Source organism: Billgrantia kenyensis, from assembly GCF_013697085.1.
GTDB lineage: Bacteria > Pseudomonadota > Gammaproteobacteria > Pseudomonadales > Halomonadaceae > Halomonas > Halomonas kenyensis.
In genome coordinates this window covers 102,149-127,555 of the sequence record NZ_JACEFT010000009.1, presented here as the reverse complement: position 1 = coordinate 127,555, position 25,407 = coordinate 102,149, and the positions used below count along the sequence as shown (strand labels likewise).

The following is a 25,407-nucleotide window of genomic DNA, read 5'->3' as shown; positions in this document are numbered from 1 at the left end:
TGGAGTGACCATGGCAAACGCAACGACCCCCCAAGACCATGACGCCAGCGCCGCCCTGGCCGAGCGCATCCGCCAGGCCGCCGCGGAGGGCACGCCGCTGCGCATCGTCGGCGGTGACACACGCTACTTCTATGGCCGCGAAGTGAAGGGCAACGAGCTCTCCACCCGCGAGCATCGCGGCATCAGCTTTTACGACCCGGTGGAACTGGTGGTCTCGGTGCGCACCGGCACACCGCTGGCCGAGCTGGAAGCCACCCTCGAAGAGCACGGCCAGATGCTGCCCTTCGAGCCGCCCCGCTACGGCGAAGGCAGCACCGTGGGCGGTATGGTCGCCACCGGGCTCTCCGGCCCCCGCCGCCCTTGGGCCGGCAGCGTGCGCGATTTCGTGCTGGGCACACGAGTGATCAGCCACGAAGGCATCGAGCAGCGCTTCGGCGGTGAAGTGATGAAAAACGTGGCGGGCTACGATCTGTCACGCCTGATGGTCGGCGCCCAGGGCAGCCTGGGCCTGATCACCGAGATGTCATTCAAGGTGCTGCCCAAGCCCGGCGCCACCCACAGCCTGCACCTGGAGCTTTCCCTCGAGGAGGCCCGCCTGCGCCTGGCCGAATGGGGCCGCGAGCCGCTGCCGATCAGCGCCGCCGCCTGGCTCGACGGCGCCCTGCACCTGCGCCTGGAGGGCGGGCCAAGCTCGGTGGAAGCGACTCGCGCGCGTATCGGCGGCGACGACCTCGACAACGGCTTCTGGACCGCCCTGCGTGATCAGCGCCTCGGGTTCTTCCGCGGCGGGGACGCCCCGCTGTGGCGACTCTCGCTGCCCCACCGCGCGCCAGCCCTGGACCTGCCCGACATCGATGAGCGGGAAATGATCCACGATTGGGCCGGGGCCCAGCGCTGGCTGCGCAGCGACCTCGACGCCGAAACCCTGCGCCGCGCCTGCCAGTCTGCCGGAGGCCACGCCACCTGCTACGGTCCCCGGCCTCACGCCACCGAGCCCTTCACGCCGCTGCCCGAACTGTTGTTGAAGTATCACCGCAACCTCAAGGCACAGCTCGACCCCAAGGGACTCTTCAACCCCGGCCGGCTCTACGCGGCGCTCTGAGACGTACAGGATTTCGACATGCAGACGCACTTCACCGAGGAAGCCCTCAAGCAGCCGCATATCCAGGAGGCCGATCGCGTCCTGCGCAGCTGCGTGCACTGCGGCTTCTGTAACGCCACCTGCCCCACCTATCAGCTGCTGGGCGACGAGCGCGACGGGCCGCGCGGGCGCATCTACCTGATGAAGCAGATGCTGGAAAACCCGGATGACAGCGAAAACGTCACCGAGCAGACTCGCCTGCACCTGGACCGCTGCCTGACCTGTCGCAACTGCGAGACCACCTGCCCCTCCGGCGTGGAGTACCACAAGCTGCTCGACATCGGCCGTGCCGAGATCGAGCGCCGGGTGCCACGCAGCCGCGCCGACCGCGCCCAGCGCTATGCGCTGCGCAAGGCGCTGGTGGAGCCCAAGCGCTTTCAGGCACTGCTCAAGCTGGGCCAGACCTTCAAGCCGCTGGTACCCGGCAAGCTCAAGGACAAGCTGCCGCCCTCCCCGGCCGATGCCGGCACGCGCCCCGAGTACCAGCGCCACGCACGGCAGATGCTGATTCTCGAGGGCTGCGTGCAGCCGGGGCTCTCGCCCAATACCAATGCCGCCACCGCGCGGGTGCTTGATCGGCTGGGCATCGGCCTGACGCCGGTCGCCGAGGCCGGCTGCTGCGGCGCCATCGATTTTCACCTCAATGCCCAGGACGACGGCCGCGCCCGGGCGCGGGCCAACATCGACGCCTGGTGGCCGCACATTGAGGCCGGCGCGGAAGCCATCGTGCAGACCGCCAGCGGCTGCGGCGCCTTCGTCAAGGAGTACCGCGACATCCTCAAGGACGACCCCGCCTACGCCGACAAGGCCAAGCGCGTGAGCGAGCTTGCCAAGGATCTGGTCGAGGTGCTGCGCGACGAAGAGCTGACGAGCCTCGAGGTCAACGAAGGCCGCCGGCTGGCCTTCCACTGCCCCTGCACCCTGCAGCACGCCCAGAAACTCGGCGGCGCGGTGGAGGGCGTGCTGGTCAAACTCGGCTTCACCCTCACGCCCGTGCAGGACGCCCACCTCTGCTGCGGCTCGGCGGGCACCTACTCGATCACCCAGCCGGAACTGGCCACCCAGCTGCGCGACAACAAGCTCAACGCCCTCGAGGCCGGCAACCCGGAGACCATCGTGACTGCCAACATCGGCTGCCAGACGCACCTCAACGGCGCGGGGCGCACGCCGGTCAGGCATTGGATCGAAATCGTCGATGAGTCGTTGCCCCCCTCGGCGGGCAACGCTTAGAGAGTATTCAGCAACGCGGCAGATGAGCGCCGGGGACAAGCCAAAGCGAGGGTCTTTTGCCATGGATGGCAAAAGTAGCGCCCAGGGACGGGTTCACAGCGCCCTCGCGTGGCTTTGTCGCCGGGAAGCTCATCACCGACAACATTACGACTCAAGGAGAGCCCCATGAAGACCAAACCCGTACTCACCCTGACCGACGTCAACGCCATCCTCGATGCCGCTCAGCAAGAAGCGGAAGCCAACGACTGGAAGGTGACCATCGCCGTTGCCGACGACGGCGGCCACCTGCTCGGCCTGCGCCGCCTCGATGGCGCCCCGGCCATGACCCCCGACGTCGCCACCCAGAAGGCCCGCAGCTCGGCGCTCGGCGCCCGAGAGACCCAGGCCTTCGAGGACATGATCAACGGCGGCCGTAACGCCTTCCTCTCCGCGCCGATGCAGGGCCTGCTCTCCGGCGGCGTGCCGGTGATGGTCGAGGGCCAGATGGCCGGCACCGTCGGTGTCTCCGGCGTCAAGCCCGACCAGGACGTACAGGTCGCCAAGGCCGGCATCGCCGCCGTCGCCTGACCATACCGCTTCGCTCGTCGACGCCCCGTTGGCTGCTGTGGCTCCGGGGCGTCGTCGTTTCGGTGCGAAACGCAGCGGCCATCTATACTGACAGCGCCAGACCGCAGCCTGACCGGTCGAAAGGCGGCAGGCGTTCGGCACGGCACCTGACGACAGGTATTCACCAGGGCCAGCCTGGCAAGGCGTAGGCCGGGCCACGCCCAAAGGGAGGAATTACAATGATCAAGAAGCTCTTTGCCGCCATGGTACTGATGGCCTTCATGGCACCCGCCTGGGCTCACATGTGCCCTGCACTGATGGCCGACATCGACGAAGCGCTACAAAATGAAGAAATTGTCGCTCAGCTCAGCGAGGACGAACTGGAACGGGTCAACGAACTGCGTGCACAAGGTGAGCAGTACCACAACGATGGCGATCACGGTCAGTCAGAGGAAGTCTTGAACGAGGCCAAGGGCATTCTCGGGGTTTGAGCTACCCTCCGCTCCTGGCAGGCCCAGTGTCGCTGCAAGCCTGACGAAATGAGCCCCACCTCGGTGGGGCTCGGCTCATGGCTTGCGTGGAACATGTCAATCATTCGCCCGGCCCGGGGCAACGCACCAGGGTGACCTCATGATCCTCGCGATCAAGGTAGGTCAGCGTCAGCACGTCATCTTCCGCCTCGTCTCCCGCTTCGAGCGACATGCGGATCCGTTCGTCCGTGGCCATGTCATCGGCCGGGCAGTCGAGCTGGGCCTCCCAGACGTTGTCTCCCTCTTCCGTGACCTCCATGTCACACGAGGCCTCGCTACCCTCAATACGTGACGGGCCAAGCGTAATGGCTTGATCCTCCTCCTCGTCGCGCTCACAAAGGGCCGGCTCGGTCGCCCAGCGACCGGAGTAGGCAACGGCATCTTCCAGGGCAGGGTCATCGCCATGCGATTCAGCCTGCACATGGCTGGCAAAAAGAGCCAGGCCCAGCGCAGTACACAGTGCCATCCATCCGTAGTGTCGATGCTCCATGGTTTTCACCTCGATGTTAGCGTTGTGTGTTTTTGGACTCGCCACTGGTAAGCGTAGCCCAACTGCCACGAATGCCAGACGGCAGCAAGATTAGCCTCCTCATGATTTGCACCCACGCAGCAGACCGATATCATGTTGGCTTTCGCGAGCCCCGACGCAGGGGGCCACACCATGTCGAGAGGCACCATGCCGCTGCTTTACTTCCTGCCCCCGCTGGGCGCCGTGCTGATCTGGTCGGGCAACATGACCATCAACCAGCTCACCGTGGGCACCATCGCGCCCAGCAGCATCGCCTTCCTGCGCTGGCTACTGGCGCTGGCCGTGCTCACTCCCTTCCTGTTGCCGGCCGCCTGGCGCCACCGCCATACGATTCGCCGCGAGTGGATCAAGCTAGCCACTCTCGGCCTGCTCGGCATGGGGTTGTGGCAGGGGCTTGCCTATGTCGCCGCCGAAACCACCTCGGCCACCAACATGGGCATTCTCGCGGCCATGGTGCCACTGCTCACGGTACTGTTGAGTGCCCTGATCCTGCGCGAAGCGCCGAGCCTTGGCGGCACCGTGGGCGGCCTGCTCGCTCTGTTCGGCGTCATGGTGCTGCTCGGGCGTGGCGATCCGCTCTCCTTGCTTCAGCTCGAGGTGGCCCTTGGCGACCTGCTGATGGTCATCGCCGCCACCTGCTACGCCCTCTATGGCGTGATGCTCAAGCGCTGGCCACTGGACCTGCCTCCCTGGGTGCTGCTCTACGCCCAGGTGGTGTTCGCCGTACTTTTCCTGTTGCCACCCTACCTGATGGGCCCGATGACCCCGGTCGACGGCCAGAACGTCTGGCTGATCCTGTATGCCGGGATTCCCGCCTCGATCATCACCACCTTCTTGTGGATGCGCGCCATCCGACAAATCGGCGCCAGCCAGGCCAGTATCTTCATCAACCTGATGCCCTTGTTCAGCGCCCTGATCGCCATGGCGTACCTGGGTGAGCGCATCGCGGCTTTCCACCTGGTCGGCGGCGCGATGGTGCTGAGCGGAGTGCTCATGGCCCAGACCCTGACCCAACCTCTCATACGCCGAGCCACTCGCAGCCCATGACCCTCGACACCACACAGCTCAATCGCGAACGGGTGTTCTTCGCCGACGCCGAGGCAATCTGGCTGTTCGGCTATGGCTCGTTGATCTGGAAGGCGGAGTTCCCTTACCAGGAGCGACGGCCCGCCCATATCGAAGGCTGGGCCAGGCGCTTCTGGCAAGGCTCTCACGATCATCGTGGAACCCCGGAGAACCCGGGCCGCGTGGTCACCCTGGTCGAATCCCCCGGCTCGATCTGCCAAGGCATGGCCTATCGTATCGGTGCCGAAGTGCTGGGACCGCTGGACGTGCGCGAAAAGAATGGCTATCTGCGCGAACTCACCCTCATGCACTTCCACGACGGTAGCCACGCCGAAGGGCTGGTCTATCTAGCCACCCAGGACAACGCCGCCTTCCTCGGCGACGCCCCGCTCGACGACATGGCCCTGCAGATCGCCACCGCTCACGGCCCCAGCGGCGCCAACCGCGACTACCTGCTGAACCTTGCCGCTGCTCTGGAAGACCTCGGTGCCGAGGATGAGCATGTCGTCGCACTGGCCGACCGGGTCAGAGACCTCCGATCTATGGCCAGGTAGCTGGACAGTAGTGCTAGAGAACGTACATGCGTAGCGGCATCCATAGCCCCATACCGATCATGATCAAGTTCTCGGTCAGCGACACGAAGCCCAGCGGCACCTGGCTGTCGCCGCCCACGCAGGCACACTTGAGTTCGCGCTTGTCGATGTAGACCGCCTTGAACACCGAGACGGCGCCCACCGTACCGATGAACAGCGCGACGGGAGCGGCCAGCCACACCAGGGCGCCGGCCAGCATCAGAATGCCTGCCAGCGTCTCGGCATAGGGATAGACGTAACCGTAGCGCACCTGGCGCTGCGCCAGCAGATCGTAGTTGAGGAACATGGTGCTGAAGCTCTCCACGTCCTTGAGCTTCTGCAGCCCCAGCAGGGTCATGGCAATGGCCACGAAGTATTCCGGCATCCTGGCGCTCACCAGCGAACCGGTCGCGGTCCAACTCACGGCCAGCCCCATCAGCAACGCCGTGGCGAACAGGGCGATCACCGGTTGGTAGGTGGTCTCGTCGGCGTCCGGTGTGGCCAGGTCAAAGTATTCCCGCAGCTCGTCGTAGCCACCGATGCGCCGGCCATCGATGAAGGCCTGGGGCGTGGTATCGACCCCATGCTCTTCCTTGAACGCCTCAGTCTCCTCCCGCGTGGTCAGATGGTGATCCTCGACCTCGAAGCCCTTGCGCTTCAGCAGGTCCTTGCTCTTCAGGCCGAAGGGGCACAGGTGCTCTTCCATGACCATGCGGTATAGCTTGGCCTGCTTACCCTGCCCCACTGACTGTCCCTGAGCCATGGCATCTCTCCTTGGGTCGTGCATTCACCCCAAGGGTAGCCAATGGGAGCGTCAGCGAATCCCCGCCCTGAGGAACGACTGCACGAACTGGCGCTGGAACAGCAGGAAGGCGACCAGCAGCGGCGCAATGCTGAGCAGCGTGGCGGCGCTGACGGTGGCCCGGGGAGATACGCTGTGTCAAGTCTATGGATATATGCTTAGTCCCCTCGGCATACGCTAAAGGGCCACACGACGCCCAACCATCACGAGGTCATGCTCAACATCTCCCATTCGGGCGACCTTGGGCATGAAGCCCCAGCGCTTGAACTGGAACTTCTCGAACAACCTGATACTGGGCGTATTGGAAGCGAAGATGGTGGTTGCCAGCACCTCGATACCCATGGCCGGCGCATACTCAATAGCCTGCCCCAGGATATAGCTCCCCAGCCCCTTCCCCTGATAGTCCGGATGGACCTTGTCGGACGTAATGAAGTACCCGGGCCGATCGTTCATGAAGTAGGAGTAGTTCAGGTACCCGATCCATTGTCGAAGAAGGGGCCGTACAAAATGCCATCGCTCCCAAGAGCGTGATGACGGTCGCAAATACGCCGAATGACCGCCGGGTCCAGGATAAGGTCGCAAGAAGCAGGGTCGAGAACAAGGTAGTCATTTCCCAAAGCATCGTATTTGATAAATTCCAACGGCAGCTCCTTCAGCGAATGTCGACGCCGAGGGACTCATCGAGCCCCAGCATCAGATTCAGGTTTTGCACTGCCGCACCGGAAGCGCCCTTGCCGAGGTTATCCAGCTTGGCCACCAACAGGCCTCGGGAACCATCTTCGGATCCGAAGAGATGAATATGTACCTCGTTGCTACCATCCAAGCCATGTGGCGTTAGGAACGGCGCCGTATCCGGATCGACCGTGTTGAAGGCTTGGAGCTTCACGAAGTCTTCCGCGCGATAATACGCTTCGAAAGTGTCCAGCAGGCGATCCAGCTGTCTGCCGCTTACCTCCTGCAGCGGGATGCTCACCAGCATTCCTTGGCGGTAGTCCCCCACACTCGGAATGAAGATAGGGGCATGGGCCAGGCCGCTGAGCACCTGGATCTCCCGGACATGCTTGTGCTGAAAATCCAGGCCATAGGCCGCCACAGCGGGGTTCTGGGACTCCCCGCTCTCATAGCGCTCGATGAGCTGCTTGCCCCCCCCGGAATAGCCCGAGACGGCATTGATGGCGTAGATATCATCTGCCGACAGAACCCCAGCAGACACCAAGGGTGCCAGCATCAAAATAGCTCCTGTGGCGTAGCACCCGGGATTGGCCACACACTGCGCACCAGCGATCGCGACGCGCTGCCGGTCGTTGAGCTCCGGTAACCCAAAGACCCACCCCTCGGCGGTCCGGTGAGCCGAACTCGCGTCGAGCACGCGACAGCCTGCCTCTTGCGCCAGCGCCGCCGCCTCTTTCGCTGCCGCATCCGGCAAGCAGAGCACGGCGACATCCACTTCCCGCATCAGACGACGCTTTTCGTTCGCATCGCGCTTGAGTTCCGGATCGATACTTACGACTTCGATCTGGGGGTGGCGCGCCAGACGCTCACGGACCTGAAGCCCCGTAGTCCCTGACTCGCCATCGATAAACACACTCTTCATATTGGTCACCTTATCCTCAGCGTAAGCGCCAACGCGGCGTCACAACAGGCCGGCACTGAGGCGCAACAGCCTGCCAGTGAAAACTCGACGCCTGCCAACTAGGCTGTCTGCCCTGCCGACTCAAGGAGAACCGACTTGATCCTGGAAAGGCCTTCCTCGAGTTCGGCCGTGGGACGCACGAAGGTCAAGCGCATGCCATGCTTCTCGCCGAACAGTTCAGCGGGCATCGTCAGTACCCCCATGTCATGCAGCACCTTCCGGCAGAACTCCAGAGAGGAACCTGGGACATGCAGCCTGACCCAGCAAAAAGGAGTACCTTCCGGTGAGCGCCGGCGCGAAAATCGAATTCATAAGAGTATGGCGCCGGTTTTAACCAGGGTTCGATATTCAAGAGCTTCATAAGCGCCAGCATGGGGCCAAATGACGTTGCCATCACACAGGAGGCACCGGGGGAGGTACCGATTTGGCCTCGAAATCCAGGCTCGGAGATTCTGTGTAGGCGGCCGCACGGCGTGAGGCCCTGGCCGAACCGCACCAGCTGCTCCGTCTCAGACTGAGCGTCATTGATCCCGAAGAAGGACTCAAAGGTGAAAATCACAGCCTCCTCTACTTTTAAAACCACCACAAGAGCTTTAATTATCACATAGACACCCACCAAAATCCCTGCACGACCAAAGCTCCAGAATTCGTAAGCATCATCTCAAAAAAACGGTAATATAAAACTTACAAATGTACGCCACAGCTTAATAAGGCTTAGCTATAAATTGAATAAATGGAGATCAACAAAATGATTGCAAACTTTTCTGAGGCTAGTGAAAAAATTGCCAAGAAGCACTTTGGGCATCCACAACCCTACAAGTTGGAGTCCATCCAGTGCTGGACCTCATGGCTCCTAGAGTCGGCTCATTAGAATCCCGCATATTGTGGGACCAAGGCCGTGCAAGAGTCTCCACGGAGGAACACTCACCGAATCCCCGCCCTGAGGAACGACTGCACGAACTGGCGCTGGAACAGCAGGAAGGCGACCAGCAGCGGCGCAATGCTGAGCAGCGTGGCGGCGCTGACGGTGGCCCAGTTGACACCGGTTTCCGGCGCCGAGAAGATGCCGAGCCCCACGGTGAGCGGGCGGCTCTCCACCGAATTGGTAACCACCAGCGGCCACAGGAAGTTGTTCCAGTGATGGCTGATCGAGACCAGGCCGTAGGCCAGGTAGGTGGGCTTGGCCAAGGGCACGTAGACCTTGAGCAGGATCGCCATCCAGCCGCAGCCCTCCACCCGGGCCGCCTCCTCCAGCTCGCGGGGGATGGTCTTGAAGGTCTGGCGCAAGAGGAAGATGCCGAAGGCGCTGGCCACGTAGGGCAGCCCGATGCCGGTGATGGTGTCGACCAGCCCCAGGGAGCTTGCGATGCGGTAGTTCTCGACGATCAGCACCTCGGGGAAGACGAACAGCTGGATCAGCACCAGCATGAACAGCACGTCGCGCCCGGGAATGGGAAAGCGGGCGAAGGCGAAGGCCGCCAGGGTGCAGACCACGAACTGACCCAGCACCACCCCGGTGACCAGCAGGAAGGTGTTGAGGTAGTAGCGGGCGAACGGCGCCTGGGCCCAGGCGTTGGTAAAGTTGTCCAGCGTCAGCGGAGCGAACAGATCGAAGCGCACCATGTAGGCCGGCGGATGGAAGGCGGCCCAGATCGCGTAGAGCAGCGGGAAGATCCAGATGATCGCCAGCAGCCAGGCGGCCGTGGTCTCGAGGCTCGGCACGCGCAGGACGTAGCGGCTGGCGGTGGGGCTGATGGCGCGGTTCATTGATAGTGCGTCCTGCGGTCAAGCACGGTGAACTTGAGCGTGGCCACCACGGCCAACACCAGCAGGATCACCACGGTGATGGTGGCCGCATAGGTGCGGTCGAAGAACGAGAAGGCGTTCTCGTAGACGTAGTAGAGCAGCAGGTTGGTGGCGTTGTTGGGCCCGCCCTTGGTCAGGATGAACAGGTGATCGACCACCCGCACGGCGTTGATCAAGGCATTGATCAGCACGAACAGCGTAGTCGGCATCAGCAGCGGGAAGGTGACCCGCCAGAAGAAGCTCCAGCGGCTGGTGCCCTCCAGGTCCGAGGCCTCCTTCAACTCCGGCGGTATGCTCTGCAGCGCCGCCAGATAGAAGATCATGAAGAAACCGGCTTCCTTCCACACCGTCATCACGATCACCGAGGTCAGCGCCACGCTGGGGTCGCCCAGCCAGTTCACCCCGGAGAGCCCCAGCGCGCCGAGCAGCTTGTTGAACAGGCCGATCTGCGGCGCGTAGAAGAACATCCAGATGTTGGCCGCGGCGATCATCGGCAGGATGGTCGGGGTGAAATAGGCCATGCGCACGAAGCCGCGCCCTGGCAGCCGGGCGTTGACGAACAGCGCCATGCACAACGCCAGGGCGATGGAGGTGGGAATGGTGCCGAGGGCATAGATCAGGTTGTTGCGCGCCACCCGCCAGAAGGTGCGATCCTCCACCAGCATCGCGTAGTTCTCCAGCCCGACGAACTCCGGCGGCGCGCCGCGAAAGCCGGGCAGGAATAGGCTGTTGATCAGCGTCGCCACGGTGGGCAGGTAAGCGAAGGTGCCAAGCAGCACCGCCGCCGGCAGCAGCAACAGCGCACCGTAGATTTGCATACGTCGGTTGGCGCCATGGATTACCAAGGTTTGACTCCTGCACCATCGCGGCGCCGGGGATAGGTCAATGAGGAGGTCATTTGCCATGGATGGCAAATGTAGCGTCCAAGGAGGGATTCACAGCGCCTCCTCATTGACCTTTGTCCCCGGCGGCCTCGTCTGCGAAAACTCGTCGAGTCGGCCTTTCCTCAATGTGAGCGTGCGTAGCGGCGCAGCGCCGCGTCGGCTTCACCTTGGGCCTGGCGCAACGCCTCCTCGGGTGACATCTGGCCAGTCAGCGCCGCCTGCACGGCGTTGTCCAGCGCCCGGCGCACGCGTCCGCCCTGGTAGGTGGCCAGCTCCGCGGTGGCGTGCTCGAGCTGATCGCGGGCCACCGCCGCCGGGGCGAACTCCTCGACGTAGTCACGCAGCGCCTCGGTCTCGTAGGAGGCCGGACTGACGCCCATGTAGCCGGTCTCGATAGACCAGGCCGCGGCACGCTCGGGGTCGGTCATCCAGCGGATGAAGGTCATCGCCGCGCGCTGCTCCTCCTCGGTGCTGTCCTTGAACAGGTAGAAATTGCCGCCCCCGGTGGGGCTGCCACGCTGGGTGTTCATGGGGAGTTTCGCCACGCCGAAGTCGAAGCCCGCTTCGTTGCGCACCGCGGTGAGGTTGCCGGTGGTGTGCCACATCATGGCCGTGGCTTCCTCGATGAAGTTCTGGCGCAGCGTGCCCCACTCGATGGTGCCGTCGGGCATGGCCTGATGCTCCTGGGAAAGTGAGACCCAGTATTCCAGCGCCTCGATGGCGGCAGGGTCGTCGAAGTAGACCTCGGTGCCCTCTTCGTTCATCAGCCGGTGGCCATTCTGGAAGGCGAATGCCTGGAACATCCAGTAGGGGTAGCCGGTAGAGGGCACCATCACGCCCCACTGCTGGCCGTTGCTCGCCTCGCGCACCGCGGCAGCCATCTCGGCCATCTCCTCCCAGTTCTCGGGCGGCGTCTCGGGGTCGAGCCCGGCGGCCTCGAAGGCGTCCTTGTTCCAGTACAGCACGATGGTGGAGCGCTGGAAGGGGATGCCGTAGGTCTGACCGTCGATCTGGCCGTTCTCCATCAGCCCGGGGTAGAAGCCGTCGAGCCACTCCTGCTCCTCGTCGGTTTCGATCACCGAGTCGAAGGAGACGATGGCGTCCTGCTCCAGCAGGTCGAACAGGTCGATGGAGAACAGCACCGAGAGCTGTGGCGGGTTGCCTGCCTCGATGGCCGACATCGCCCGTACCCGGGTGTCGTCGTAGTTGCCGGCATAGATGGCATTCACCGAAATATCCGGGTGTTCACTCTCGAACTCGGCCACCAGGCCGTCGATCACGTCGGTCAGGGCACCGCCCACGGCCACCGGGTAGTACATGGTCAGCTCGGTCTGGGCCTGAGCGGTCAATGCGCCGGCCGCCAGAAGCCCGGCTCCGGCCAGCACCGTTACGCCTTTTCGACGGCGTTTGATCAGTGAGAAGCGTGCGTTCATCGGTTCACTCCTGGAGAGTCGTTCCCTGCGGGATATGACGAGGCCTGGGCCTCACGGTCTTGCACTGCATTGCCTTGGGCACCGGGGCGGCCCGGCTCGAAGCGATGGCGCCCCGTCCGCGCTGACAGGTCGTGGCCCGTTATCGCCAAACGTTGCCCATCGCTCGCATCGAAGAAATGCGCCGTCTCTGGCCGCCACTGCAGCCGGCAGGCCGCCCCGGCAGCGAGTGATGGCCTGCCGTCGAGGCGGGCGCGCAGCTGCTGGCTACCCACCTTGAGCCGCACGATGCTGTCGGCGCCGAGGTATTCGGCATCGATCACCTCGGCGGGCACGCCGGGCTCATCAGCCGGCAGCAGGCGCACCTCCTCCGGGCGCAGGCCCAGCCAGTGCCCCTTGGCTTCGTGGGGTGCCACACTGCAGCGGGGCTCGCCATCGATCACGGCGCCGTCCGCCGCTGCGGCAAGCGTCACCAGGTTCATCGCCGGGCTGCCGATGAAGCTGGCAGCGAAGGCGCTGGCCGGGCGCTCGTAGAGCTCGCTTGGCGTGGCATCCTGTACGATGCGACCCTCCTGCATCAGGATCACCCGATCGCCCATGCTCATCGCCTCGACCTGGTCGTGGGTGACGTAGATCACCGTCATGCCGAGCCGCTGCTGCAGGGCCTTGATCTCGCGGCGCATCTCGCCGCGCAGGCGGGCGTCGAGGTTGGACAGCGGCTCGTCCATCAGGCAGATGGGGTGTTCGGAGATGATCGCCCGGGCCAGCGCGACCCGCTGGCGCTGGCCGCCGGAGAGCTGGGCCGGCTTGCGCTCGAGATAGGCTTCGAGATCGACCAGTTGGGCCACCCGCGCCAGGCGCTCGCGGCGCTCGGCCTTGGGCACCTTGCGGCTGCGCAGGCCGAAGACGATGTTGTCGGCCACGCTCAGGTGAGGAAACAGCGCGTAGGACTGGAACACCATGCTGATGCCACGGTCGCCCGGCGGCAGGTGGGTGACGTCGCGCCCGCCGATCTCGATGCGACCGGCGGACGCCTGTTCGAGCCCGGCGATCATGCGCAGCGTGGTCGACTTGCCGCAGCCCGAAGGGCCAAGCAGGATGACAAACTCCCCCGGCGCCACATCGAAGCCGATGGCGTCGACGGCAGTGGTATCGCCCCAGCGCTTGCTCACGGCCTCGAGCCGGATGCGCTGGCGATCATCGGGCGCTGCGTGCGCCCCTGGGTGATTGTTCTTGTTCGGGTTCATGCTGCGTCCGCGTTGCCGGTGAAGGCGTGGCATGGCTGTCATCGACTCTCCCGAATCTCAGCGTAGTCGCAAATTCGAATTCGTGGAGCCATCCTGAAAGGCATCGATGACGCTGGCATGACAGTTCCGCTACCGAACGGCAACGGCGGGACCACCCGTCCCTCATGCTAGAATTGCCTTTTCCCCTGATCAGGAACCGAGCGCAATGTCCCTTGACGACCTGCACCTCAATCTCCGCAACCTGACGCAGGACGATTACCCTCAGCTCAAGCAGCTGATGGATGCCGTCTACGACGACATCGGCGGCGCCTGGCCGCAGCACTCCATCGACCGGCTGATCCAGGAGTTCCCCGACGGCCAGATCGCCATCGAGGACGACGAGCGGCTGGTGGGCGTGGCGCTCACCGTGCGGGTCGACTACGACGAGTTCTCCAACCCGCACAAGTACGACGACCTGGTAGGCAACCGCGAGATCATCTTGAACGACCCCGAGGGCGATGCCATGTACGGGCTGGACGTGCTGATCCACCCCGACTATCGCGGCTACCGCCTGGGCCGGCGTCTCTACGAGGCACGCAAGGAGCTGTGCCGCTCGCTCAACCTGCGGGCGATACTCGCCGGCGGTCGCATCCCCAACTTCCACGAGCACCCGGAGCTGAGCCCCACCGAGTACCTCGACCGAGTGGCGCGCAAGGAGATCCACGACCCGATTCTCTCCTTCCAGTTGGCTAACGACTTTTTGGTCAAGCGGCTGCTGCGCAAGTACCTGCCCGAGGACGAGAAGTCCCAGGGCTACGCCACCCTGCTGGAGTGGAACAACATTCTTTACGAGCCCGCCGAACGGGTGCTGGAGAATCGCCCCACCCAGGTTCGGGTCGGCGCCGTGCAGTGGCAGATGCGCGAATCCGCTTCGGTGGAGTCGGTGCTGCAGCAGGTGGAGTACTTCGTCGACGCCATCTCCAGCTACCAGAGCGACTTTGCGGTGTTCCCGGAGCTGTTCAACGCGCCGCTGATGGGCTTGCAGGACCGCGCCACCCAGCAGGACCAGCTCGCCGCCATCCGCTACCTGGCCGGCTTCACCGAGCAGTTCAAGACCGAGATTTCGCGCATGGCGGTCTCCTACAATATCAACATCATTGCCGGTTCGATGATCGAGGTGGGCGAGGACGACCGGCTCTACAACGTCAGCTACCTGTGCCATCGCGACGGCGACGTCGAGAAGCAATCCAAGCTGCACATCACGCCCCAGGAGCGCCGCGAGTGGGTGATCGAGGGCGGCGACGAGCTGCGCGTGTTCGAGACCGACGCCGGCCGCGTCGGCATCCTGATCTGCTATGACGTAGAGTTCCCCGAACTCGGCCGGCTGCTGGCCGACCAGGACATGGACATCCTGTTCGTGCCGTTCTGGACCGACACCAAGAACGGCTACCTGCGGGTGCGCCACTGTTCCCAGGCCCGGGCCATCGAGAACGAGTGCTACGTCGTGCTATGCGGCAGCGTGGGCAACGTGCCGTCGATCCGCAACCTCGACATCCAGTACGCCCAGTCGTCGGTTTTCACGCCCTCGGACTTCGCCTTCCCCCACGACGCGGTGCTCTCCGAGACCACGCCCAACACCGAGATGGTGATCTTCTCCGATCTCGACCTCACCCGGCTCACCGTGGTGCGCGCCGAAGGCTCGGTGACCAATCTCAAGGATCGGCGCAAGGACCTGTTCGACCTGCGCTGGCGCGACTGGTCGTGGAAGTCCGGCGCGCGGCAGGAGGAGAGCTGAGGCCATGTTCGACCGCCTGCGTCGCTGGCGGGCCGAGCGCTTCGAGGCCCGCCACCCGCTTCCTGCGGAAGCCTGGGCCGAGGCCCGCTCGCGCCTGCCGCTGCTGGCCTTTCTCAGCGACGAGGAAGGCCAGCGCCTGGGCCGGCGCGCCTGGCACTTCCTGCATGCCAAGCGCACCAGCATGCATCCCGACCTGGCCGCCCACACCCCCTTCGACGAGCCTGCCCAGCTGGCCCTGGCCGCCCAGGCCTGCCTGCTGACGCTGGGCTGGTCGGACGACGAGCATGACGAGGCCTTCGCCGGCTTCCACGAAATCCTGATCCTGCCCGATGCCTTCCACCGTCAGGTGGAGGAGATGGACGAATTCGGTGTGATGCACGCCTACGAGGACGAGCGCGCCGGCGAGACCTCGGCCCAGGGGCCGGTGGTGGTGGCCTTCCCCGATCTGATGGAGAGCGGCGACTTCAGCGGCTTCAACGTGGTGATCCACGAGCTCGCCCACAAGCTCGACATGGGCAACTCGCTGGATATCGACGGCTTCCCGCCGCTGCCCCGGGACATGGATCCCAAGGAGTGGCATCGCGTCTTCACCGCGGTGTGGGACGACCTCCAGGCCCATCTCGAGCGCGGCGAGGCGCCGCCCATCGACGACTACGCCGCCACCCATCCCGGCGAGTGCTTCGCGGTGTGCTGCGAGTACTTCTTCAGCGGCCCCGACGTACTCAGTGGCGCCTACCCCGAGCTCTACGACCTGCTCACCCGCTACTTCCGCCAGGACCCGTTGAAGCGGCTTCCTGCCGATGAACTGCGTTAGGTCCGTGTATTGCCATCCATGACTTTGCGTTCAAGGAAGATATATGGTCTCTTGCGGCTATCCTACCGATTCATCATGATGGTCTGTATAACCTATCGGCTAAGTACACTCATCGCCGCTGGAGCGACAGGGACACTCCATGAGCCAGACTGACACCCAGCTACGCGAGCCGACTCTCTCACTCCTACCCAGCAATGGCAGCACTACGTCGGTAACCGCGGCATCGAATCGCTGAAAGTCGTTCGGCTGGATTGAGGGCACTATGGTCATCACGCATCTGGAATTGAAAAACTGGCGTAATTTCCGCCAAGCCGAGATGGACCTTGCACGCGTCTCCTACATCATCGGTCCCAATGCCTCGGGCAAGTCCAACCTGCTCGATGTCTTTCGCTTCCTGCGAGATATCTGCAAACCAGATGGCGGTGGGCTTCAGAAAGCAGTCAAGGATCGCGGCGGCATCACCAAACTACGTTGTCTGCACCACCGTCGGGATCCCGAAGTAAAGATCGTGGCACACTTGGCGGAGGGCTTTGAGGACGAAGCGCCAAGCTGGAAATATGTGCTGGGGTTCAGGCCTGAGGGCAAGGGTGCGCAGCGCATCCTGGTCACCACCGAGGAGGTCTGGCACCACGGGAAGCAAATTCTTTCTCGCCCATTGGCAGGAGAGCTTGATGATCCCCTCGTGCTAACCCAGACCCACCTTGAGCAAGCTACCGCCAATCGTGACTTTCGTGAACTTGTCGGGGCGTTCTCGGAAACCACCTACCTTCACTTGGTGCCACAGCTGCTCAAGTTCGGTGAGCAGATCGGTGGCCACCGGCTTGAGGATGACCCTTTCGGCCAAGGTTTCCTTGAGCGGCTGTCCAAGACACAAAAAAATACTCGAGATGCACGCCTGAAGCGCATCCAGGCCGCGCTGAGCATTGCCGTGCCGCAGTTCAAGGAGCTGCGGTTCGAGAAGGATGATATGGGTCACCCACATCTCCGGGCACTGTACGAGCACCATCGCCCTAATGCTGGCTGGCAGGGTGAGGAGCACTTTTCCGACGGCACGCTTAGGCTTTTGGGTATGCTCTGGTCATTGCAAGATGGCAATGGATTGTTATTGCTCGAGGAGCCCGAGCTGTCGCTGCACCAGGCCGTTGTGGAGCAAATCCCAGCGATGGTCGAACGAGTGCAGCGCACCCGTAAAACCAAGCGCCAGATACTGATCAGTACCCATAGCCAGGCGCTGCTCAACAACCTAGGTATAGACCCACGGGGTGTAGTAGTGCTCGAACCCAGCCGTGAAGGCACTACGGTGCGTTCCGTCGATGAGGTCGAGGCCCTGGGGCTGGATGCAGGCCTGAGCGTGGCCGATGTGGTACTGCCCAAGACACGCCCCAAGGGCATCGAGCAGTTGGGGCTATGGGAATGATATCGATCTATACCGCTGTTGAGGATCGCCTGAGCGCTGCGGTACTGGAAAGGTTAGTCGAGGAGACGGATGGCAAACTGGGCATCGGGGTTGCCATACCACCGAAAGGATCGGGCGACCTGAAAAAGAAGCTGCCGGAATTGATCCACCTGGCACCTCATATCCCGGTAGTGTTGCTGACCGACCTGGATCGCAAGGAGTGTGCTCCCAGCTTGATCGGGGAGTGGCTTGGCCAACAGGCGAAGCCAGATAAGCTGCTCTTCCGGGTCGCGGTTCGTGAAGTCGAAGCCTGGTTGCTTGCCGACAAGCATAACTTTGCCAGATTTGCGCACATCCCTCCCTCCAAGCTCCCGGAGTCACCGGAAGACCTCAACGACCCAAAGCAAACCTTGCTCAACCTGGTAGCTCGTCACTCGCCTTCTTCGCTCAAGCAGGACATAGTGGCCGATCATGGCCACGGCCCCAGGCAGGGTCTGGCCTACAACGAGCGGCTGAGCCAGTTCGTTTACAGCTGCTGGGATCCGGAAGAGGCCTCCATGCGTGCCGATAGCCTGGCACGCACACGCCTCCGCATCGGGAAGCTGGCATGTCAGTAAGGAGCAGTAGCGCCGAGTTCCTGGAGCAGATCAATCGCATTCGTCAACAATGACCACCTCGATTTCAAGGTGCGCTACCTCTGGCTCAGCTCGCCAGCGAAGCCTGAGTTCATTTCCCCTCCAGTAACCCGACCAGCTCCGGCACCGACTTGTCGGCATGGCCAGCATCGCTGGCCTGGCGATAGAGCGCCAGCACCGCTTCGGCCACCCCGCCCTCGGCGGCAAGATCCTCGGTCATGGTGCGGTAGTAGCCGATGTCCTTGAGCGCATTGGCCACGCTGAAGCGGAATCCGGACGGATCGCCGGCTTCGATGTAGGGCCGCAGCCGCTCCAGCACCACCCCACCGCCGCCACCCTTGCCCAGCACGTCGAGCAGCGCCGCATCGTCGATACCGGCCCGACGCGACGCCGCCGCGGCTTCGGCCAGCACCGCGGTGAAGCCCAGCGAGACGAAGTTGTGCAAGAGCTTCAGGGTATGCCCCGCCCCCACCGGCCCGGCGTGGGCGATGTTCTCGGCAAAGCATTCGAGCAGCGGGCGCACCTCGGTGAACAGTGCCTCGGGCGCGCCGACGATCAGGTTCAGCCGCCCCTCCTCGGCCTCCTTGGGCGTGCGGGTCATGGCGGCGTCCATGAAGCGGCCACCGGCGGCTTCCACGCGAGCAGCGACTCGTTCAGTGGAGCTCGGCAGCGCCGTGGAGCAGTCGATCACCACCGTGCCCGGCGCCAGCCCTCCGAGCACCCCGCCCGGTTCGAACAAAACCGCCTCCACCTGGGGCGAGCCAGTCACACACAGGATCATCACCTCGGCGGCCTCGGCCACCTCGCGTCCGCTGCCCTTGGCCACCGCACCGGCGCCGAGCAGGTCTTCCACCGGCTGGTTGCCCGGGTGATCCAGAAAACAGAGCGCATGGCCACCGCGCAGAATATTGGCGGCAATGCCATGGCCCATCAGGCCGACCCCGATCAGGCCGACCCGGCGTGATGCCTTCATGCCTCTCTCCTCTCGCTGAGAATCGTTCGTCTCAACCATGTCGGATCGCCACGGTCTTAAGCCGAGTGTAGCTGCGCAGCCCCTCGAAGCCTTTTTCGCGGCCATGCCCGGAGCGCCCCACGCCGCCGAACGGCAGTTCGATGCCGCCCCCGGCGCCGTAGTTGTTGATGAATACCTGACCGCTGCGGATGCCCTTGGCCAGGCGCAGCTGGCGACCGCCGTCGCGGGTCCAGACACCGGCACAGAGGCCGAAGTCGGTGGCGTTGGCCAGGCGCAGCGCCTCGGCCTCGTCGCGAAAGAGTTGCACCGCCAGCACCGGGCCGAACAGTTCTTCACGCAGCACGGTATGGCCGGCGGGGATGTCGGTGAGCAGGTGAGGCACCACGAAATGGCCGCCCTCCGGGGCTCCGGCGGCCAGTTCACCCTTCGCCGCCACGCGCACGCCGTCGGCCTGGGCGGCTTCCAGGCGCGCCTCCAGGCCGGCCTTCTGGCGGGCGTTGATCAAGGGGCCACAGTCGGCGTTGGCTTCACCGGCAGCGCAGCGCAGCGCCGAGAAGCGCTCGATCAGCTCGCCCAGCACCGCCTCGGCACAGCTCGCTTCCAGCAGCAGACGGCTGCCGGCGGAGCAGGTCTGGCCGGCGTTCTGGATGATCGCGCGCACCACCGTGTCCAGCACTTGTGGCATGTCGGCATCGGCGAAGACGATCTGCGGCGACTTGCCACCCAGCTCCAGGGTCACCGGTACATGGTGCGCCGCCGCGGCCTGGGCCACCTGGGTACCCGTCTCGGGTGAACCGGTGAAAGAGAGATGATCGATGGCCGGATGCGAGGCCAGCGCCGCGCCCGCCTCTCGCCCCAGCCCCGGCACCACGTTGAGCACGCCTGGCGGCAGGCCCGCCTCGCAGGCCAGCTCGGCCAGGCGCAGCACGCTCAGGCAGGCGTCTTCGGCTGGCTTGAGCACCACGCTGTTGCCGGTGGCCAGCGCCGCCGCCACGCAGCGCCCGAATATCTGCGCCGGATAGTTCCAGGGGATGATCTGCGCGCACACGCCATAGGGCTCGCGCAGGGTGAGCACGGCAAAGCCCTCGTCGAAGGGCAGCGTCTCACCGTGCAGCTTGTCGGCACCGCCGCCGTAGAAACGGAAGTAGCGCGCACAGGCGCGAATGTCGCCCTCGGCCTGGGCCATCGGCTTGCCGGTGTCGGCGCACTCCAGCGCCGCCAGGTTGGCGTGGTCGGCGTCGATGGCGTCGGCAAACTGCAGCAGCCACTCGCCGCGCCGTTTCGCGCTCCAGCGCGACCACTCGCCCAGGCTACCGGCGAAGGCGCGGCGCGCAGCGTCGACGGCCACCATCACCTCCTCGGCCTGGCAGCGGGCGATCTGGGCGATGGTTTGGCCGCTGGAGGGTGTCTCCACGTCGAGCAGCGCCTGGGTCGGTACCCACTCGCCGCCGATCAGGGCATCGCTGCGGGGTGTTACGGGTAGCACGGTCATACATTCTCCTTGTCGTTGTCTTTGTCCTGGAGATCGTTCCTCAGTAGACCAACCTCACCAGACCCAGCGAGATCCACGGCATATAGGTGATCGCCATCAGACAGGCCAGCACCACCAGCACGAAGCGCACCAGCCAGGGTAGCATCTGATCGATGGAGATCTTGGCCACGGCACAGGCGGCGAACAGGTTCACACCCAATGGTGGCGTGATCATGCCCAGCGCCAGATTGACCACCATGATCAAGCCGAAGTGCACCGGGTGAACGCCGAACTGGATGGCAATCGGCGTCAGGATCGGCGCCAGCACCAGGATGGCGGCGGAAGTCTCGATGAACATGCCGACGATCAGCAGCAGCACGTTGACCGCCAGCAGGAAGGCCATGGGACTGTCGAACACCTCCGTGACCCAGCCGGCGATATGGCCCGGCAGGCCCGTCCGGCTGATCAGGAAGCTGAACAGCGAGGCCGCGGCGATGATCAGCATCACCGCGGCGGTGGAGATCACGCTCTGGCGCAGGATCGGCCAAAGGTCGGCCACCTTGAGTTCGCGATAGTAGAGCCCGCCCACCAGCAGGGCGTAGAACACCGCCACCGCCGAGGCCTCGGTCGGGGTGAACACGCCACCGTAGATCCCGCCGATCACCACCACCGGCATCAGCAGCGCCGCCCAGGCACGCTGGAACGAGATCACGAAGCTGGTGCTGTCCTTATGGTCCTCCAGGCCGAAACCGCGCACCTTGCAGAACAGATAGAGGAACAGGATCAGTGCGGTGCCGATGAGCAGGCCCGGCCCCACCCCGGCCAAGAACAGCTGGCCAATGGAGGTATCGGTGCTGACACCGAACAGGATCAGCGGAATTGACGGCGGGATCAGCACCCCGAGCTCCGCCGAAGAAGCCTGAATCGAAGCCGCCAGCGGCTTGGGATAGCCATGGCGTACCATGGCCGGAATCAGGATGGCACCGATGGCGAAGGTGGTCGCCACGCTGGAGCCGGACACCGCGGCGAACATCATGCAGGTCAGCACGCAGGTCATCGCCAGGCCGCCCTGCACGCCGCCGACGATGGACTTGGCCAAGTCCACCAGACGCTGTGAAATACCGCCGGCGGCCATCAGATTGCCGGCGAGAATGAAGAACGGAATCGCCATCAGCGGGAACTTGTCGATGCCGATGAACATCTGCTGCGGCACCAGCAGCAGCGGCAGCCGGGTGAAGTACTCGATGCCGATGATCGAGGCCAGCATGATCGACACGGCGATCGGCACGCCGAAAGCGAACAGGATGATCAGCGACAGACCGATGACCAGGTTCATGAGCGCGGCCCTCCGCGCTCGCCATCCTCAGCGGCCTCGGGCATGGTCTGCTGGCGCAGATCGTGCATCTCCACCTCGGCTTCGCCCAGGTCGGGACCCACCGCCTCGCGGCCGGTCAACTGGGCCAGCAGCCGGGCAACGACCGAGACGATGGCGAAGCCGGCGCCGATGGGAATGGCGGCATAGGCGTAGGCCATGGAGATGTTCATCCCCGACATGGTCTGGTTGGCGACGCGCCGGGTCATGAGGATGCCGTAGTGAATCAGCACCACCAATACCAGCAGGCAGCACAGCACGATGGCGATTTCGAGCACCAGCAGCAGGCGCTGCGGCACCACCTTGTAGATCGCCTCCACGGCCATCATGTAGCCACCGCGAAAGGTCGCGGCCGCGGCCATGAACACGCACCAGATCATCGCCGTGCGCGCCGCCACCTCGGTCCAGGTGGAGGGCGCATTGAAGATAAAGCGAGTCAGCACCTGATAGAAGCTGAACGACACCGACACCACCAGCATGACCACCGCCACCGCCATGGCCAGGCGCGTCAGCTGACGTTCGAAACGAAGAAAGAGGTCGACCATGGGCTCACGATTCCTGCCGACGTGCTCCCGGCATGCACCGGAAGCACAGTTGGGTAACTCAGCGAAGCGGAGTGCCTGCACGACGCAGTGACGCCGCACAGGCCATCACGTTTTCTCAGCAGCTGGCCGCCTTCTCCTGGACCCTCTCCAGCATCTCGCTGCCGTGCTGACCGGTGAAGATCTCGTAGGCCGGCTCGACCGCCTGCTGGAAGGGGCCGATGTCGATCTCGGTGTTGACCGTCATGCCGTTGTCACGCAGCAGGGCCACACCCTCCTCCTCGAGCCGCGACACCTCGCCGCGAGTCGCCTCGGCCGAGGCACGCGCGGCTTCATGGAACCACTCGCGCTCCTCGTCGCTGAGCCCATCGAGTAGCAGCGGCGAACCCAGCACGGCGGCGGGCGAATAGACGTGACCGGTGAGCGAGAGATGATCCTGCACTTCCCAGAAGTTGGTGGCGACGATCACCGTGATGGGGTTCTCCTGGCCATCCACCACGCCCTGCTGCAGCGCCGTGAAGAGTTCCGGGAAGGCCATCGGAGTGGGCCGTGCGCCCATCTGACGGAACGCTTCCTGGTGCACCTCGTTCTCCATGGTGCGCACCCGCAGCCCTTCGGCATCGCCGGGGCTGGTCACTTCGCGACGGCTGTTGGTGAGGTGACGGAAGCCGTTCTCCGACCAGGCCAGGCCGACCAGGTCGTGCTGGGTCATCTTCTCCAGCAGCTCGTCACCGAGCTCGCTGTCGAGCACGCAGCGGGCCTGATCGTAGCTCTCGAACAGGAACGGCAGGTCGAGCACGTAGGTCTCCGGCACGAAGTTGCCGAGCGGGCCGGTGGAGGTGATGACCACGTCCACGGTGCCGATCTGCAGGCCTTCGATCATCTCGCGCTCGCCGCCCAGCGCGCCGGAGGCATATTCGGAAACCGTGAAGGCACCGTCGCTGAGTTCTTCCAGCGTCTCCTTGAAGGCCTGGGCACCTACCGCATAGTGGGAGGTGGATGAGAGGGTATGCCCCAGGCTGACCTCCTGGGCGGCCTGGGCATTGGCGACCAGAGCGGCGGCGGTGATACCGCCGATGGCAGCGGTGAGGGCGTGGCGTACGAACTGCGTTTTCATTGTTGTGACCTCTTCGTCGTGAAACACCTCGGGTTGTTATCGGCGGCCTGTCGGCCGCGGCTATGTGCTCGCTATCGGCTGCGCTCCTCGATGAACGCCATGACGATATCGTGCAGGCTGCGGTCGCCGGCGAAGCCCAGCGCCTCCGCCCGGCGGGTCTCGAAGCGTGCCGGCCAGCTGGCGACGATCGCCTCGATTCGCGGATCGGGCTCGTGGCGCACCCGCGCCAGCGCCTCGTCACCCGCGACCTGACGCAGGGTGTCGAGCATCTCGGCCACGCTGACCGTGATGCCCGGCAGCATGAAGGCGCGAAACGGCGCCAGCGCCTCGCCCGGCACCTCGGCGCCATGTATCAGCGCCTCGATCACCTTGGCCGGCGACATCACGAACAGCTGAAGGGAGGTGGCCACGGGACAGATGGCCTCCTCACCGTTGAGCGGCTCGCGCAGGATGCTGGAGGCAAAGCTCGAGGCGGCGGCGTTGGGTCGTCCCGGACGCACGATGATGGTCGGCAGGCGCAGCACGCAGCCATCGACCAGGCCGCGACGGCTATAGTCGTTGATCAGCAGCTCGCACATCGCCTTCTGGGTGCCGTAGGAGTTCTGCGGCTGCAGCGCAGTCATGTCGTCGAGCACCGCGGGCAGCTCGCCACCGTAGGCGGCCACCGAGCTGGCCATGATCAGACGGGTATTGGCCAGCCCCCTCCCGCGACAGCCCTCCAGCAGTGCCCGGGTGGCATCGAAGTTGACCTCCATGCCGAGATCCAGGTCGGCCTCGGCGGCGCTGCTGACCACCGCGGCCAGGTGATACACGACCTGCGGACGCGCATCGAGCACCGTGTCCAGCGCGCCGGGCTCAGTGATGTCCAGCGCCCGCCCTGCCACGTCGACCGTGTCGCTGGGCGGGCACGGCGGCTCGACTTGATCGACCAGCGTCAGACGCTGAATGGCCTCACCTCTCAGCTCGCCGCGTGCCAGTAGCCGAGTGGCAAGACGCTGGCCGAGAAAACCGGCGCCGCCGGTAATGACGATGTGCATGTCTGGCATCCTGTCGTTGTGTTTGTCGCCATGTTTGTCGTTGCACTCAGACCGTGAGCCCGTAGTCGCGCCCCCAGCCCAGTCCTTCTTGGGTGCCCGCCACGGGTCGGTACTCGCAGCCGATCCAGCCCCGGTAGCCGAGCCGCTCCAGCCGCTCGAAGAGGGCGGGATAGTGCACCTCGCCGACGTCCGGTTCGTGACGCTCCGGTACGCCGGCGATCTGAATATGGGCGATGGAGGTGAACTGTCGCTCCAGATGACGGATCAGATCGCCCTCCATGATCTGGCAGTGATAGAGATCGAACTGCAGACGCAGGCTGCCGTTGGCCCCGACCTGCTCGAGCACCGCCATGGCCTGGGCCTGGCGCGAGAGGAAGTAACCCGGCATGTCGCGGGTGTTGATCGGCTCGATCAGCACCTGGCATCCCACCTTGGCCGCCTCGGCGGCAGCGAAGCGCAGGTTGCTCACGTAGGTAGCGTGGTGACGCGCCCGCGTCTCGGCATCGGCACCGACCGGCAGCAGCCCGGCCATGGCGTGCACCCGGGGGCAGTCGAGGGCCTCGGCGTAGCGCAACGCCTCGACTACGCCGTCGCGAAACTCCGCCTCACGCCCGGGCAAGCTGGCCAGGCCGCGCTCACCGGCCTCCCAGTCCCCCGGTGGCATGTTGAACAGCACCTGTTCGACGCCGGCCTCCCTCAGCGCACCTGCCAGCTCCTCGGGAGCGTAGGCATAGGGGAACAGGTACTCCACGCCGCGAAAGCCCGCCGCTGCCGCCGCCTGGAAGCGGTCGAGGAAGTCGTGCTCGGTGAACAGCATGCTGAGGTTGGCGGCCAGTCGAATCATGTTTCGCGTCTCGTGTT

The 25,407-nt window shown here is 64.4% G+C and carries 26 protein-coding genes and 1 pseudogene; 10 read left to right on the top strand and 17 right to left on the bottom strand.

What is annotated here, in order from left to right; genetic code table 11:
* Window positions 1-10: 10 nt before the first annotated feature.
* The 4 genes from glcE (at window position 11) to H1D44_RS09410 (ending at window position 3,408) form a co-directional block, all read left to right on the top strand.
* A complete protein-coding gene (gene glcE / locus H1D44_RS09425; protein WP_181514599.1) occupies window positions 11-1,102 on the top strand; it encodes a glycolate oxidase subunit GlcE in 1,092 nt (363 codons plus the stop codon).
* Window positions 1,103-1,120: 18 nt separating this feature from the next.
* Window positions 1,121-2,371: a glycolate oxidase subunit GlcF gene (gene glcF, locus H1D44_RS09420; RefSeq protein ID WP_181514598.1), complete on the top strand. Its 1,251-nt coding sequence runs from the start codon at window positions 1,121-1,123 to the stop codon at window positions 2,369-2,371.
* A 165-nt stretch (window positions 2,372-2,536) separates the two neighbouring features.
* Window positions 2,537-2,938 carry a GlcG/HbpS family heme-binding protein gene (locus tag H1D44_RS09415; RefSeq protein ID WP_181514597.1) on the top strand — a complete coding sequence of 134 codons (402 nt, stop codon included), beginning with the start codon at window positions 2,537-2,539 and terminating at the stop codon, window positions 2,936-2,938.
* Window positions 2,939-3,156: 218 nt separating this feature from the next.
* Window positions 3,157-3,408, top strand: coding sequence for a hypothetical protein (locus tag H1D44_RS09410; RefSeq protein WP_181514596.1), 252 nt, complete (start codon window positions 3,157-3,159; stop codon window positions 3,406-3,408).
* Window positions 3,409-3,508: 100 nt separating this feature from the next.
* Here the strand turns inward: H1D44_RS09410 and H1D44_RS09405 are convergent, their stop codons facing one another.
* Window positions 3,509-3,937 carry a hypothetical protein gene (locus tag H1D44_RS09405; protein WP_181514595.1) on the bottom strand — a complete coding sequence of 143 codons (429 nt, stop codon included), beginning with the start codon at window positions 3,935-3,937 and terminating at the stop codon, window positions 3,509-3,511.
* 186 nt (window positions 3,938-4,123) lie between these two features.
* Between H1D44_RS09405 and H1D44_RS09400 the strand changes: the two genes are divergently transcribed.
* Both H1D44_RS09400 and H1D44_RS09395 read left to right on the top strand, forming a co-directional pair.
* Window positions 4,124-5,023 (top strand): DMT family transporter, encoded by a 900-nt coding sequence (locus tag H1D44_RS09400; RefSeq protein WP_181514634.1) that lies wholly within the window; start codon window positions 4,124-4,126, stop codon window positions 5,021-5,023.
* The gene (locus H1D44_RS09395) at window positions 5,020-5,595 is read left to right on the top strand and encodes a gamma-glutamylcyclotransferase (protein WP_181514594.1); all 576 of its coding nucleotides are present in this window, start codon (window positions 5,020-5,022) and stop codon (window positions 5,593-5,595) included. Before H1D44_RS09400 ends, H1D44_RS09395 begins: the two co-directional genes overlap by 4 nt.
* A gap of 13 nt (window positions 5,596-5,608) precedes the next feature.
* Here the strand turns inward: H1D44_RS09395 and H1D44_RS09390 are convergent, their stop codons facing one another.
* From H1D44_RS09390 to H1D44_RS09355, 9 genes and pseudogenes are all read right to left on the bottom strand, one after another.
* Complete coding sequence (locus H1D44_RS09390) at window positions 5,609-6,376, bottom strand: glutaredoxin family protein (protein WP_181514593.1); 768 nt, start codon at window positions 6,374-6,376, stop codon at window positions 5,609-5,611.
* A 51-nt stretch (window positions 6,377-6,427) separates the two neighbouring features.
* A pseudogene (locus tag H1D44_RS21310) lies at window positions 6,428-6,535 on the bottom strand (carbohydrate ABC transporter permease); the annotation flags it as partial.
* A 57-nt stretch (window positions 6,536-6,592) separates the two neighbouring features.
* Window positions 6,593-6,958, bottom strand: a complete 366-nt coding sequence (locus tag H1D44_RS09385; RefSeq protein WP_275299065.1) for a GNAT family N-acetyltransferase — start codon at window positions 6,956-6,958, stop codon at window positions 6,593-6,595.
* Window positions 6,959-7,067: 109 nt separating this feature from the next.
* Window positions 7,068-8,009 (bottom strand): N-acetyl-gamma-glutamyl-phosphate reductase, encoded by a 942-nt coding sequence (argC, locus tag H1D44_RS09380; protein ID WP_181514591.1) that lies wholly within the window; start codon window positions 8,007-8,009, stop codon window positions 7,068-7,070.
* A 98-nt stretch (window positions 8,010-8,107) separates the two neighbouring features.
* Window positions 8,108-8,251 carry a hypothetical protein gene (locus tag H1D44_RS09375; protein WP_181514590.1) on the bottom strand — a complete coding sequence of 48 codons (144 nt, stop codon included), beginning with the start codon at window positions 8,249-8,251 and terminating at the stop codon, window positions 8,108-8,110.
* 721 nt (window positions 8,252-8,972) lie between these two features.
* The gene (locus H1D44_RS09370) at window positions 8,973-9,815 is read right to left on the bottom strand and encodes a carbohydrate ABC transporter permease (RefSeq protein ID WP_181514589.1); all 843 of its coding nucleotides are present in this window, start codon (window positions 9,813-9,815) and stop codon (window positions 8,973-8,975) included.
* Entirely contained in the window at window positions 9,812-10,672 is an 861-nt protein-coding gene (locus tag H1D44_RS09365; protein ID WP_181514633.1) for a carbohydrate ABC transporter permease, read from the bottom strand. The genes H1D44_RS09370 and H1D44_RS09365 overlap by 4 nt, the downstream gene beginning before the upstream one ends.
* Before the next feature lie 188 nt (window positions 10,673-10,860).
* Window positions 10,861-12,171: an ABC transporter substrate-binding protein gene (locus tag H1D44_RS09360; RefSeq protein WP_181514588.1), complete on the bottom strand. Its 1,311-nt coding sequence runs from the start codon at window positions 12,169-12,171 to the stop codon at window positions 10,861-10,863.
* On the bottom strand, window positions 12,168-13,415 hold the full coding sequence (locus H1D44_RS09355) for an ABC transporter ATP-binding protein (protein ID WP_181514587.1): 1,248 nt from the start codon (window positions 13,413-13,415) through the stop codon (window positions 12,168-12,170). The genes H1D44_RS09360 and H1D44_RS09355 overlap by 4 nt, the downstream gene beginning before the upstream one ends.
* A gap of 205 nt (window positions 13,416-13,620) precedes the next feature.
* Here H1D44_RS09355 and H1D44_RS09350 point away from each other — a divergent pair, with 205 nt between their 5' ends.
* From H1D44_RS09350 to H1D44_RS09335, 4 genes are all read left to right on the top strand, one after another.
* Window positions 13,621-15,189, top strand: a complete 1,569-nt coding sequence (locus tag H1D44_RS09350; protein WP_181514586.1) for a bifunctional GNAT family N-acetyltransferase/carbon-nitrogen hydrolase family protein — start codon at window positions 13,621-13,623, stop codon at window positions 15,187-15,189.
* A gap of 4 nt (window positions 15,190-15,193) precedes the next feature.
* Window positions 15,194-16,003: a M90 family metallopeptidase gene (locus H1D44_RS09345; protein WP_181514585.1), complete on the top strand. Its 810-nt coding sequence runs from the start codon at window positions 15,194-15,196 to the stop codon at window positions 16,001-16,003.
* A gap of 262 nt (window positions 16,004-16,265) precedes the next feature.
* Window positions 16,266-17,420, top strand: coding sequence for an AAA family ATPase (locus H1D44_RS09340; RefSeq protein ID WP_181514584.1), 1,155 nt, complete (start codon window positions 16,266-16,268; stop codon window positions 17,418-17,420).
* On the top strand, window positions 17,411-18,016 hold the full coding sequence (locus tag H1D44_RS09335) for a DUF4276 family protein (protein ID WP_181514583.1): 606 nt from the start codon (window positions 17,411-17,413) through the stop codon (window positions 18,014-18,016). Before H1D44_RS09340 ends, H1D44_RS09335 begins: the two co-directional genes overlap by 10 nt.
* 109 nt (window positions 18,017-18,125) lie before the next feature.
* Here the strand turns inward: H1D44_RS09335 and H1D44_RS09330 are convergent, their stop codons facing one another.
* From H1D44_RS09330 to otnI, 7 genes are all read right to left on the bottom strand, one after another.
* Entirely contained in the window at window positions 18,126-19,007 is an 882-nt protein-coding gene (locus H1D44_RS09330; protein ID WP_181514582.1) for an NAD(P)-dependent oxidoreductase, read from the bottom strand.
* Window positions 19,008-19,038: 31 nt separating this feature from the next.
* Window positions 19,039-20,499, bottom strand: a complete 1,461-nt coding sequence (locus H1D44_RS09325; RefSeq protein WP_181514581.1) for an aldehyde dehydrogenase family protein — start codon at window positions 20,497-20,499, stop codon at window positions 19,039-19,041.
* 40 nt (window positions 20,500-20,539) lie between these two features.
* Window positions 20,540-21,814 (bottom strand): TRAP transporter large permease, encoded by a 1,275-nt coding sequence (locus H1D44_RS09320; protein ID WP_181514580.1) that lies wholly within the window; start codon window positions 21,812-21,814, stop codon window positions 20,540-20,542.
* Window positions 21,811-22,395 (bottom strand): TRAP transporter small permease, encoded by a 585-nt coding sequence (locus tag H1D44_RS09315; protein ID WP_181514579.1) that lies wholly within the window; start codon window positions 22,393-22,395, stop codon window positions 21,811-21,813. The genes H1D44_RS09320 and H1D44_RS09315 overlap by 4 nt, the downstream gene beginning before the upstream one ends.
* A gap of 115 nt (window positions 22,396-22,510) precedes the next feature.
* Window positions 22,511-23,509 (bottom strand): TRAP transporter substrate-binding protein, encoded by a 999-nt coding sequence (locus H1D44_RS09310; protein ID WP_181514578.1) that lies wholly within the window; start codon window positions 23,507-23,509, stop codon window positions 22,511-22,513.
* 71 nt (window positions 23,510-23,580) lie between these two features.
* Window positions 23,581-24,546: a D-erythronate dehydrogenase gene (denD, locus tag H1D44_RS09305; RefSeq protein WP_181514577.1), complete on the bottom strand. Its 966-nt coding sequence runs from the start codon at window positions 24,544-24,546 to the stop codon at window positions 23,581-23,583.
* Between the two features lie 46 nt (window positions 24,547-24,592).
* A complete protein-coding gene (gene otnI, locus H1D44_RS09300) occupies window positions 24,593-25,390 on the bottom strand; it encodes a 2-oxo-tetronate isomerase (protein ID WP_181514576.1) in 798 nt (265 codons plus the stop codon).
* Between the last annotated feature and the right edge of the window lie 17 nt (window positions 25,391-25,407).